Genomic DNA, 12,347 nt, shown 5'->3' with positions numbered 1-12,347 from the left:
TCATGCGGTGGCTAGGAGCGTAGGAACCTGTTGTGACAGTCGCAGGACAAAACGGGCCGATTTTGAGCTTTTTCTCAAACCATGACTTTCGTCACGGTCTGCCCCTTCCCGGGTCCGCAAGCACTATGCTCGGGCGGGGCGGCGCCGGGGAGTGCCGACTTGAAGACCATCCACAGAGGGATATCCATGACCAAGCAGTACCTGAAGCCGCTCGCGCTGGCCCTGAGCGTCGCACTCGCAGGCACGGCCTGCAGCAAGCAGGACGACGCCGGTGCCGCCGCGCCGGCCGCCAATGCGCCGGCTGCCGCCAGCACCGCCCCCGCCACCGCCGCTGCGCCGGCCAAGCCCAGCTTCGACGTTTCCGAACTCGATAGCGGGATCAACGCCTGCGACGACTTCAACGGCTTCGTCAACAGCAAGTGGGTTGCCGCCAACCCGATCCCGGAAGACCGCACCCGCTGGGGCGCCTTCGACCAGCTGGCCGAAAACAGCCTGAACACCCAGCACGACATCGTCGATGGCGCCGACAAGGGCGCCGACGCGGCCAAGGCCGGCTCGATCGAGCAGAAGATCGGCCTGCTGTACCGCTCGGGCATGAACGAAGACGCGATCGAGAAGGCCGGCGTCGACCCGCTCAAGCCGGAACTGGCCAAGATCGATGCGCTGAAGTCCCCGCAGGACATCGTCGACTTCCTCGATGCCAGCTTCAACGACGGCAACAGCTACGTGTTCGGTTTCGGCTCGGGCGCCGATTTCCAGAACGCCAAGGTCCAGATCGGCTACGCGCAGCAGGATGGCCTGGGCCTGCCGACCAAGGATTACTACACCGACCCGAAGCAGGCGGATAACCGCAAGGCTTACGTCGACTACATCGCCAAGACCCTGACCCTCGCCGGCGTCGCCGACGCCGATGCGAAGAAGCAGGCTGACGACATCATGAAGTTCGAAACGCAGCTGGCCGCCGCCTCGCTGGCGCCGGTCGAACTGCGTGCGCCGGAGAACCAGTACCACTTCGTCTCGGTGAAGGACGCGGACAAGATCACCCCGCACTTCAGCTGGGAGAAGTTCTTCGCCGCCCAGGGCGTCACCGTCGACAAGGGCTTCTCGCTCTCGCAGCCGAAGTTCTTTGCCCAGTTCGACAAGATGCTGGCCAGCACCCCGGTCAGCACCTGGCAGGCCTACCTGCGCTTCCACGCCATCGACGGTGCGTCGCCGTACCTCTCGAAGGCGTTCCAGGACAACAAGTTCGACTTCTACGGCAAGACCCTCGCCGGCCAGCCGCAGCAGAAGCCGCGCTGGAAGCGCGTGCTTGGCGCGGTGAACTCGGAAATGGGCGAAGCCCTGGGCCAGCTGTACGTCGCCAAGGTGTTCAAGCCGGAAGCGAAGCAGCGCGCCAACGAGCTGGTCGACAACGTGCGCAACGCCCTCAAGGCGCGCATCGAAAAGCTCGACTGGATGAGCGACGAGACCAAGCAGAAGGCCATCGCCAAGTGGAACACCTTCCTGCCGAAGATCGGCTACCCGGACAAGTGGCGTGACTGGTCGGGCCTGGAAGTGACGGGCACGAACTACTACGGCAACGCTGAAGCCGCCAGCAAGTTCAACTACCACTACGACATCGCCAAGATCGGCAAGCCGACCGACCGCCTGGATTGGGGCATGACCCCGCAGACGGTGAACGCGTATTACAACCCGACCGACAACACGATCAACTTCCCGGCCGCGATCCTGCAGCCGCCGTTCTTCGATGCGAACGGCGACGACGCGATCAACTACGGTGGTATCGGCGCGGTGATCGGCCACGAAGCCAGCCATGGTTTCGATGACGAAGGCAGCCAGTTCGATGGCGAGGGCAACAACAAGAACTGGTGGACCAAGGAAGACCGCACCAAGTTCGATGCCCGCACCGACAAGCTGGTCGCGCAGTTCAACGAGTACGCGCCGATCAAGGACAAGCCGGACCTGCACGTCAACGGCAAGCTGACCCTGGGCGAGAACATCGCCGATCTGGGTGGCCTGAACGTGGCGTACGACGCGCTGCAGGAAGCCCTGAAGAAGAACCCGCAGGAAGCGGGCGAGAAGATCGACGGTTACACGCAGGACCAGCGTTTCTTCCTGAACTGGGCGCGCGTGTGGCGTGGTAGCGTCCGCGAGAAGCAGGCGATGCTGTACCTTAACGTTGATCCGCATGCGCCGGCTTCGCTGCGTGCGATTGGCGCGCCGTCGAACATGGAGGCCTTTGCTTCGGCGTTCCAGTGCAAGCCGGGCGCGAAGATGATCCGCGAGGGCGATAAGCAGGTGAAGATCTGGTAACTCACGTTACCGTTCGTTAGCTTCACCCACGAAGACGCCGCACGATTGTGCGGCGTCTTTTTTTTGTGGGCTTTCGATACGGCTCGCCTTCGGCTTCGCGTTGCTCGGCTTCGCCATCGCGTTTGCGCTCGGACGTCTCCGGAAAGAGCCCTTGGCGCCCACCCTCGCTGCTCAGACAAGTCTCCAACGTTCGAAAGGGAGGCCCCTCCGGGGCCATGTACCTGATTGGCCTACGGCCGCGAACCGGCGTGCGGACGGGGGTTTGAAACTCGCCTTCCTGGCTCGGTTTCAAACGACCGGCCATCCATGGCCGGTCCCGCCTGCGGCGGCTGTTCCCGTCCGCCCGCCTCGTCTCCGACAACTCGCCTCGAGGGTGGGCGCCAAGGCCTCTCGGACACACTGAGGCAGATCGGTGGGAAAGCCAACGCCGCCAACACGCCTGACCTGGCGGCGTCCCGCACCTGACAAACAACCGAAACACCCGGCCGTAGGAGCCCACCCTGTGGGCGACATCTTTCGCCTCAACGCTCAGGCCCTGTCGTACGGCACGATCAATCAAGGGCCAGACGCCGCAAGACCCGCGGTCTGCCGCGAACGGCGTCGCCCACAGGGTGGGCTCCTACAGGAACGTCGCGAGCACGTCGGTGGGTTTGCACCTCGGGCGACAAGGCCGGCCGCCACGACCATGGTGCTGGCTCTCCCATCACACGCCCTCAGTGCCTCTGAGAGCCCTCGGCGCCCACCCTCGAGGCGAGTTTCGCAGGCGAGGGCGACGGGCGGGAACAGCCGCCGCAGGCGGGAGCGGCCATGGAGGGCCGCTCGTTTGAAACCGAGCCAGGATGGCGAGTTTCAAACCCCCGCCCGGCGACCGGTTCGCGCCCGTAGGGCAATAAGTACATTTGCCCCGGAGGGGCACTCCTTTTCGAACGACGAGGACCTGTCTGAGCAGCGAGGGTGGGCGCCGAGGGCTCTCCTGCGACCACGTACGAGCGCTAACGCGATGGCGCAAGCCGAGCCCCGCGAAGCCGAAGGCGAGCCCGCTCGCATGGGCAACCACAACGCCAACCAACACCCCGATGAGAATGTTCTTGTAGGGCTTTTCCGTAGAGAGACCAAGCCTACGCCTACACCGCGCGACGGCCTTCGCCGATCGGCCCAGGGGTGCATGCCCCGATAACCTGCGCAGCGTCGGCGCTCATCCACGCCGACAACCCCCACTCAACGCAAGGAGTCATGCCATGGGCCTGTACATGTGCTATTGCCACCACCTGCCGGACGACGAAGCCCTCGACCACCTCGACGCCGCTGCCAACCCGCAGCTCAGCCGCATCGAACTCGCCGAGCTCGACGAAGAGTGAACCCCAACGGGGCCCCTTGTGGGCCCCGTTCTTCATTGGACGAAAACATGATTCCCTTCGAACGTGAGTTCCCGCTCGCGCAAGCCCGTCTACGCGTCGAAAACGAACTCAGCCACCTTGGGCTCACCTGGAGTAGCGAAGGCCACGGCGCCGCGCTGCACACCACCCTTATCGAACTGCAAAGCCCTGATGGCACCGTACCCTGCACAGGCATCGGCAAAGGACGCCGCGACTTCGCACTCACCGGCGCGCTGTTCGAGGCCTGCGAGCACTACCTCAGCCTCCACCACGACTGCTCCCTCGAACACGCCCTGATACCCGCACACCAGGTACCTGCCGGCATGGGTGCCCCCGTCGACGGCATGCTCGCCGACCAATCTGAAACGCACCTCGCCTGCCGCGTCTACACCGGCTTCCTCGATGGTTCGTGCAAGGCCTATCCACTCGCGCTATCTCGGCCCACTTACGTAAGCGCTCCCGATGCCGACGACACGTTCGATTACACCGCACTCTCGCGTTACGCCAGCAACAGCGGCACCGCCATCGGCGCGACATTCGCTGAAGCGGCACTGCATGCGCTGAACGAATGCATCGAACGCGATGACGTATCGCGGTTCCTGCGTCGGCAGTTCCACGACAACGCCGATGTTCCGCTACGCGTGCTCGATGCCCGTGGCATCGGCTCGGTACTGCGCCGCGACTGGATCGACGCGGAAGCGGAGGTCGGTGCGAGCATCACGTTGCTCGACATTTCCACGCACGCCGCCGCACACACCTACCTTGCATTTGCCGCGCGTCCGGGCCGGCCACAGCATCTCTACGGCGCAGGCACCTCAGGCGATCCGGTGCATGCCGCGTCACGTGCGCTGACCGAACTCGTCCAGTTGCATACGGTGGCAGATCACGTCCCCCGCGTCGGTGACGACCTTGCCCGTGAAGAACGCCGCCTGCGCCCGTGGACGCGCCTGCACCGCGCCTGCGTCGCCGACCTCCCGGCGTTGTGTGGGAAGCGGCGGCTTGAACGCGTCACGCTCCCAGGCCGCACGCGCTCGGGGTCGGTCTCCCACGAACTCGACCGTTGCATGACGGCACTGGCCGACGAGGGTTACCGCCCGCTGGTCCACGTGCTCTACAGCCGGCGGGAGACCGTCACGCTTTGCCAGGTGCTGGTACCCGGCTTCGATCGCTACTACCTCGTCTCCCGCGGCGGCATCGTCGTGCCGGGCTTCACCCGGGACCCGCTGGCTTAGATGATGCTGACAAGGTAATTGCAACTCGTTCTCATTCTCTTTACGATGTGCAGTCTGTAGGTGTCGCACCCTGCGTTTTCTAGGGACACAACCCATCGCCTCCCACGCTGGCCCCCGGCCGGTGCGGGTCGGCGTGTGCCTGCGATAGCCCCACCCTTCCAGAAGCCCCGCATAGGAACGTCCATGGCCCACATCAAGAGCCGCAAGCACGCCGTGCCCGCCGCGCGCACCGTCGGTGCCGCTGTCCTGCTTTCCCTCGCCCACGGCGCCGCCGCTGCCGACGCCCCGCCGCAGCAGGCGAAGGTGAACGACGCCCAGGCCCTTCCGGGCATGCAGGTCGAGGCCGACCGTTCCTCGGATTACCGCGTCGATAAGGCTTCGTCGCCGAAATTCAGCCAGTCGCTGCTCGATACCACGCAGACCATCCAGGTGATCGGCAAGGAACTGATCCAGCAGCAGGGCGCCACCACGCTCACCGAGGCCCTGCGCAACAGCCCGGGCGTCGGCACCTTCTACGTGGGTGAGAACGGCGCCACCAACACCGGCGACGCGATCTACATGCGCGGCTTCGATACCTCGGGCAGCATCTTCGTCGATGGCGTCCGCGACCTCGGCACCGTCTCGCGCGATGTGTTCAACATCGAACAGGTGGAAGTGACCAAGGGCCCGGACGGCACCGAATACGGCCGTACCGCACCGACGGGCGCCGTGAATCTGGTCAGCAAGCAGCCGGTGCTGGGCAACGGCATCAGCGGCAGCGTGCAGGGCGGCAGCGGCTCGCGTGAGCGCGCCACCGCCGACCTGAACCGCCAGATGGGCGATACCGGCGCGTTCCGCCTGAACGTGCTGAAGCAGAACAGCGGCGTCGCCGGCCGTGACCAGGTCGAGCAGAACCGCTGGGGCGTGGCGCCCTCGCTGGCCTTCGGCCTGGGCACGCCGACCCGCGTCTACCTCGATTACCTGCACGTGAAGCAGCGCAACACGCCTGATGGTGGCATCCCCACCATTGGCCTGCCGGGTTACAGCTCGCCGGATAACCGCGCGTTCCTGGGCACCGCGCCGAAGGTCGATACCGATAACTTCTACGGCACGCGCCAGGATCACGACAACAACACGCAGGATCTCTTCACCGTCATCGTCGAACACGACTTCAATGACAAGGTGGCCCTGCACAACACCACGCGCTGGGGCCGCACGCAGCAGGATTACCTGCTGACCTCGTTCCTCGCCAGCGGTGCGAACATCATCACGCCCGACCCGACCGATCCGTCGACCTGGACGCTGGCCCGCAGCACGCCGACGTTCAAGCACCAGTCCAACCGCATCGCCACGAACCAGACCAACGTCACCGCGACGATCGAGTCGGGCGCGGTCACCCAGGACATCAGCGCGGGTATCGAACTGAGCCAGGAAGTGGCCAAGACGGTCGGCATCGCCGCGTTCACCGGCAGCACCTGGCCGGCGGCGAACCTGTACAAGCCGTACTCCGACGTGGGCGGCCTGCGCTACGGCGAGAACGGCGCCAGCAGCTACGGCAAGACCAACACCGCCGCCGCGTACTTCTTCGATACGCTGAAGTTCGGCGAATCCTGGCAGGTCAACGCTGGCGTACGCTTCGACCACTACAAGACGGACTTCAACAGCCTCGTCGTCTGCGGCAGCCGCGGCGGCCCCGTGTGCGGTCGCCTGCCGACCGGCAGCATCGTCCCGGGCGTGGATGCGAAGAGCAGCGATAACCTGAAGAACTACAAGCTCGGCATCCTGTACAAGCCGGCTGCCAACGGCAGCATCTACGCGAACTTCGCGCAGTCGCAGGAGCCGCCGGGCGGTAACACGCTCACGCTTTCCGCGTCGGCCAACAGCGCGGACAACCCCAACTTCGATCCGCAGAAGGCGAAGACCGCCGAAGTCGGCACGAAGTGGGACCTGCTCGGCGAGAAGCTGCTGCTGACCGCGGCGCTCTACCGCACCACCGTCACCAACGACCTGGTGCAGGATCCGACCGACCTGCTCTATTACCAGATCGGCAAGAAGCGCGTGAGCGGCGTCGAGATTTCGGCCGTGGGCAAGTTCACCGAGAACTGGGCCGTGAGCGCCGGCTTTACCACCATGAACGCCAAGGTGGAAACCGGCACCAACGTCTCGCAGGATGGCAGCTCCGATCTCGCCTACAACCCGAAGAAGGCCTTCACGGCGTGGACCACGTACCACCTGCCGTTCGACCTCACGATCGGTGGCGGCGCGCGTTACAGCGGTGAGATGAAGCGCGGCACCGACGGCGCCATCGGCACGCCGGACCACACGGAGAGCTACTGGGTGTTCGACGCGATGGCCAGCTACCCGGTGAACCGGAACTTCGACCTGCAGCTCAACGTGTACAACCTCTTCGACAAGAACTATGTCGCGGCGATCAACAAAAGCGGTTACCGCTACACTCCGGGTACCCCGCGTTCGGCCATGCTGAGCGCCAACTTCCGCTTCTGATCGCCCCGAGGGTTAGCCATCATGCTCCTGCACATTCCCGACGTGCTTACCTCGGATGAGGTCGCAGGGATGCGAAAGCAGATGGACGGCGCCGAGTGGACCGACGGCAGGGAAACCGTCGGCCCGCAAGGTGCCAGGGTCAAGCGGAACCTCCAGCTTCCGCAATCGTCGCCGTTGCGCAAAGCGCTCGGCGACCACGTGGTGGCGGCACTCAACCGCCACCCGCTTTACCACGCGGCGGTGTTGCCGCTGCGCACGCTGTCACCGCGCTTCAACCGCTACGAAGGCGGTGGTGAATACGGTTTCCACATCGATGGCGCCGTCATGCAGGTGGATGGCGAGGCGCATGTGCGCAGCGATATCTCGTGCACGCTGTTCCTGGCCGATCCGGAGGAATACGACGGCGGCGAGCTGATCATCAGCGACCTGTATGGCGAGCACGAAGTGAAGCTGGCCGCCGGCGATGCCGTGGTCTACCCATCATCCAGCCTGCACCGGGTTACACCGGTCACTCGTGGCGCACGCATCGCCTCGTTCTTTTGGGTGCAAAGCCTGGTGCGCGACGACAGCGCACGCCGCCTGTTGCTTGAAATGGATACGGCGATCCGCAAACTCACGGCCGATGGCGCCGACCAGGCCTCGATCCTCCAGCTCACCGGCGTGTACCACAACCTGCTGCGGCGCTGGGCCGAAACTTGAAGCCATCTGCCGGTTTTTGCACAGGTTTAACGAAAAGGTAGGCATGGGGCCTCCGGGGCGGGATAATCAGCGCCCCCCGCAGACGTACCCCCTACTCACGCATGTTCCAACCTGGTCAACGCTGGATTTCCACCGCCGAACCTGAACTCGGTCTCGGCACCATTCTCCGCGTCGAAGGGCGCGGCGTGCAGGTTCTGTTCGCCAAGGCGGGCGTTTTACGCCCCTACGCCGTCGATAGCGCCCCGCTCGTCCGCGCGGAATTCCGTGCCGGGCAGCGCGTATCCGGCAAAGGCATCGCCTTTCTGGTCGAACGGGTGGAAACCCGTGAAGGCTTGCTGGTGTACCGCGGCGAAGGCCGTGAGCTGGAAGAAGGCCAGCTGGATGACGAGCAGGCCATGTCCCAGGCGGATGACCGCCTGATTGGCGGCCGCACCGATACCAACGACAAGTTCGACCTGCGCGCCGAAGGCTTGCGCCGCCGCGCCGAAGCTCGCCGTGCCGCCTCGTGGGGCCTGGAATCGGCTCGCATCGGCCTGGTGCCCCACCAGCTGCGCGTCGCCGGCATCGCCGCCGCGCGCCGTCCGCCTCGCGTGCTCCTGGCCGATGAAGTGGGCCTGGGCAAGACCATCGAGGCCGGCATGATCCTTGCCCGCCAGCTGGCCGCTGGCCGCGCCAACCGCGTACTGGTCCTGCTGCCTGAAACCCTGGTGTACCAGTGGTTCGTGGAGCTGCTGCGCCGCTTCAACCTCTCGTTCTCCATCTTTGACGAGGAGCGCTGCGAGGCTATCGAGCAGGGCAATAACGGCCGCAATCCGTTTGAAGACGAACAGCTCGTCATCGCCGATTTCGCCTTCCTCGAGAGCGCGCCCAAGCGCGCTACCCAGTTGGCCGAGGCCGGCTGGGACCTGATCGTGGTCGATGAAGCGCACCACCTGGAGTGGACGCCGGAGGGCGCCAGCCCCCGCTACCGTCTGGTGGAAGAGCTCGCCACGGCCACCCCGGGCGTCATCCTGCTCACCGCCACGCCGGAACAGCTCGGCCGCGCGGGCCACTTTGCCCGCCTGCGTCTGCTCGATCCCCAGCGTTACAGCGACCTTGATGCGTACCTGGCGGAATCGGCCAACCTGGCCCCGCTCTCTGAACTGGCCAACACCCTCGCCGCCGGTACCCCGCTGGATACCGCGCAGCGCGCCCTTATCAGCGAACGCTTCACCGGCGATCGCGAGATGGCTGCCCTGCTCGACCGCCCGAACAGCAGCGCCGCACTGCTGGCCGCGCTGATCGACCGCCATGGCACCGGCCGCGCGATGTTCCGCAACCGCCGCGCCGGCATCGGTGGCTTCCCGCACCGTGTACCGGAGGTGCTCGAGATCGATCCGGGCACGCTCGCGCCGGGCCGTCGCGAAGCGCTCCTCGCCGAATTCCGCTCCGATATCCAGCAGCCGCCCGCGCCGCTGGAGTTCGATTACGCCGACGATCCGCGCATCACCGAACTGGTGGGCCTGCTCGACGCACACCCGAACGACAAATTCCTCCTGCTCTGCCGTAGCCAGGGCAAGGTGATGGCGATCGAAGACGCCCTGCGTACGCGCAGCGGCGTCGGCGTGGCGCGCTTCCACGAAGGCCTTGGCATCGTGCAGCGCGACCGCAATGCCGCGTTCTTCGCGCAGCCGGATGGCGCGCGCCTGCTGATCTGTTCCGAGATCGGTTCCGAAGGCCGCAACTTCCAGTTCGCCCACCGTCTGGTGATGTGGGACCTGCCGCTGGATCCCGACCTGCTCGAACAGCGTATCGGCCGTCTGGACCGCATCGGCCAGAAGCACGACATCGTCATCCACGTTCCCGTGGTGTCGGAAAGCGCCCAGCACATCCTCGCGCGCTGGTACGACGAAGGCCTCGACGCGTTCCGCACCAGCCCGGCCGATGGTCGCGAGCTGCTGCGCCGCTTCGGTAGCCTGCTCTCGACGCTTGCCGATGAGCACGCGCGCGAAGACGACAACCGTGACCAGGAACTGGATGCGCTCATCGCGGAAACCCGCGGCGCACACGAAGAGCTCTCGGCCCTGATCCACGCCGGCCGCGACCACCTGCTCGAACTCGCTGCCAGCCGCGATCCGCACGCAGACGCCCTCGCCAGCAGCTTCGCCCGCGACGATAACGATCCCTCGCGCGATGCCTTCATCCAGCGCCTGTTCGAGATGTACGGCGTGCATGCCGAAGAGCTGGCGAAGGACATCACCCTGCTCGATCCGCAGTACCTCTCGACGGATGGCCTGCCCGGCTTCGCCGAGGGTCCGCTGTCGGTGACCTTCTCGCGCGATACGGCGCTGGCCCGCGAAGACCTGCCGCTCCTGCGCCTGGACCACCCGATGGTGCTTGCCGCCGTGGATCTGCTGGTCTCGGGCGAGACGGGTAATGCCGCCTTCCTCGTCGACGACAACCTGCCCGTCCGCACCGCGTTGCTGCAGTCGGTGTACGTGCTGGAAGTGGTCGCCGATCGCCAGCTCGATGCCGGCCGTTTCCTGCCGACGACGCCACTGATGATCTGCGTGGATACCAAGCTCACCGAGCGCCCGAACTTCCGCCCCAGCGACGTGGCCCTGCGCCGCGCGGCCGATCGCAATATCGACGTGGCACGCTACCGCAAGTTCCTGTCGAAGCTGGTGCCGCCGATGCTCGAGCACGCGAAGGACCTCGCCGAGGGCCGCGCGGAAGTGCTGAAGATCGAAGCCTCGGAAGTGGCGAAGGCCGAACTCGATGCCGAGTTCAGCCGTCTGCTGGCGTTGCGCCAGGTGAATCCGTCGATCACCGAAGCCGAGATCCAGGCCGTGGCGGCGGAACGCAGCGCGCTGCTCGATGCCCTGCCTGAAGCACGCCTGCGCCTTGATGCGGTGCGTTTCGTGGTTAGCCCGGACTTCCTCGCGCTGCGCTGAGGCAGCCCGTCAGCTCTGGCGTGGTGGCCGAACGCCCCACGCCCAGAGCAACGCCAGGCCAGCGACAAGGCCGCCCAGATGCGCGAAATGCGCAATGCCGTTCAAGGTACCGGTGACGCCGAAGATCAGTTCGGCGGCACCGTACAGCGTGACGAACAGCCACGCAGGGATCCCCACCGGGATCGGAATCAGCATGAGCTTCTCGCGCGGGAACAACACCGCGAAAGCCGCAAGCAGACCGAAGATCGCACCCGACGCGCCGACCGTGGGGTACATCTGGTCGGGCTGGAAGAAGTACAGCACACCCAGTTGTGCGACACCGGCCGCGAGCAGGCACACGAAGTAGTAGATCGTGAAACGCCGCGCCCCCATCACGCGCTCAAGCAATCCACCGAACATGTACAGCGGGTACATGTTCAGCAGGATGTGCATGATGCTGCCGTGCAGGAACGCATAAGACACGAGCTGCCAGGGCCGGAAACCCAGCCCGGCCACATCGCCACCGCCCATGTTCACCGCGATATCGTGGCCGATCGGCCACAGCCCCAGCCAGCGCGTGATCGCCATGGTGTTGTCGTCGTTGAGCAGTACCTGCGCGACATACAGGACGAGATTGGCGATCAGCAGGTTACGCGTGACTGGCGGGAGTCGCGGGGACATGGGGGCTCCGGGTGGAAGAACAGGATCAGTCTAGCGGCGTGGGCTGCAGGATCTCGATCCAGTATTCGTCCGGGTCACGGATGAATGCAATGTGGCTCATGCGGCCATCGGCAAGACGCTTCTGGAAGGTGACACCCTGCGCCTCGAAGCGGGCACAGGCGGCCTTCACGTCCGGCACGCTGACGCACAGGTGGCCGAAGCCGCGCGGCTCCGTGTTGCCGTTGTGGTACGGGGTCTTCGCTTCTTTCTCGGTCCCGTGGTTGTGGGTGAGTTCGAGCACGCCCGGCTGGCTCAGCACCCAACGCTTGCGGGCGTCGTCTTCATCGGGAATGACCGAGGTATCGCCCACCAGGACGAGGTACACGATGGTGAACGCCGCGTCTTCGAACACGTTTTTGTAGACCGGCGTGAAGCCGAGCACGCGCGTATAGAAATCGAGCGACACATCGAGATCGCGCACGCGGATCATGGTGTGGTTGAACACATAGCGCCGGGTGGCGATATCCGGCGACGCGGTAACGCCCGGCAGGGACGTCAGATCAGAAAGTGGCATGGGGATAGGCCTCTTGGGGAAACAAGCCCCAAGGGTGACCGCGCCACCCCCGTAATTCAAGCGTGAACGGCCACCCCTACACAAAGAAGGCCGATGC

The 12,347-nt window shown here is 65.3% G+C and carries 7 protein-coding genes; 5 read left to right on the top strand and 2 right to left on the bottom strand.

Annotation, left to right across the window (positions count from 1 at the left end):
• Window positions 1–186: 186 nt before the first annotated feature.
• The 5 genes from L2Y96_RS05975 to rapA all read left to right on the top strand — a co-directional run bounded on the left by L2Y96_RS05975 (window position 187) and on the right by rapA (window position 11,037).
• Window positions 187–2,313 (top strand): M13 family metallopeptidase, encoded by a 2,127-nt coding sequence (locus L2Y96_RS05975; RefSeq protein WP_247333883.1) that lies wholly within the window; start codon window positions 187–189, stop codon window positions 2,311–2,313.
• A 1,405-nt stretch (window positions 2,314–3,718) separates the two neighbouring features.
• Entirely contained in the window at window positions 3,719–4,921 is a 1,203-nt protein-coding gene (locus L2Y96_RS05970; RefSeq protein ID WP_247333881.1) for a YcaO-like family protein, read from the top strand.
• 183 nt (window positions 4,922–5,104) lie between these two features.
• A complete protein-coding gene (locus L2Y96_RS05965) occupies window positions 5,105–7,405 on the top strand; it encodes a catecholate siderophore receptor Fiu (protein ID WP_247333879.1) in 2,301 nt (766 codons plus the stop codon).
• A gap of 21 nt (window positions 7,406–7,426) precedes the next feature.
• Window positions 7,427–8,104, top strand: a complete 678-nt coding sequence (locus L2Y96_RS05960; protein WP_247333854.1) for a Fe2+-dependent dioxygenase — start codon at window positions 7,427–7,429, stop codon at window positions 8,102–8,104.
• A gap of 101 nt (window positions 8,105–8,205) precedes the next feature.
• On the top strand, window positions 8,206–11,037 hold the full coding sequence (rapA, locus tag L2Y96_RS05955) for an RNA polymerase-associated protein RapA (protein WP_247333847.1): 2,832 nt from the start codon (window positions 8,206–8,208) through the stop codon (window positions 11,035–11,037).
• Window positions 11,038–11,046: 9 nt separating this feature from the next.
• On the opposite strand, the gene L2Y96_RS05950 is transcribed toward rapA, so the two are convergent.
• A complete protein-coding gene (locus tag L2Y96_RS05950; RefSeq protein WP_247333845.1) occupies window positions 11,047–11,697 on the bottom strand; it encodes a rhomboid family intramembrane serine protease in 651 nt (216 codons plus the stop codon).
• Window positions 11,698–11,722: 25 nt separating this feature from the next.
• Window positions 11,723–12,250 (bottom strand): lactoylglutathione lyase, encoded by a 528-nt coding sequence (gene gloA, locus L2Y96_RS05945; RefSeq protein ID WP_247333843.1) that lies wholly within the window; start codon window positions 12,248–12,250, stop codon window positions 11,723–11,725.
• Between the last annotated feature and the right edge of the window lie 97 nt (window positions 12,251–12,347).

It is taken from the genome of Luteibacter aegosomaticola (assembly GCF_023078475.1).
In the GTDB taxonomy this organism is placed as follows: Bacteria; Pseudomonadota; Gammaproteobacteria; order Xanthomonadales; family Rhodanobacteraceae; genus Luteibacter; species Luteibacter aegosomaticola.
Note: the sequence above shows the minus strand (reverse complement) of the source record. Positions and strands in the feature narration are given on the sequence as shown.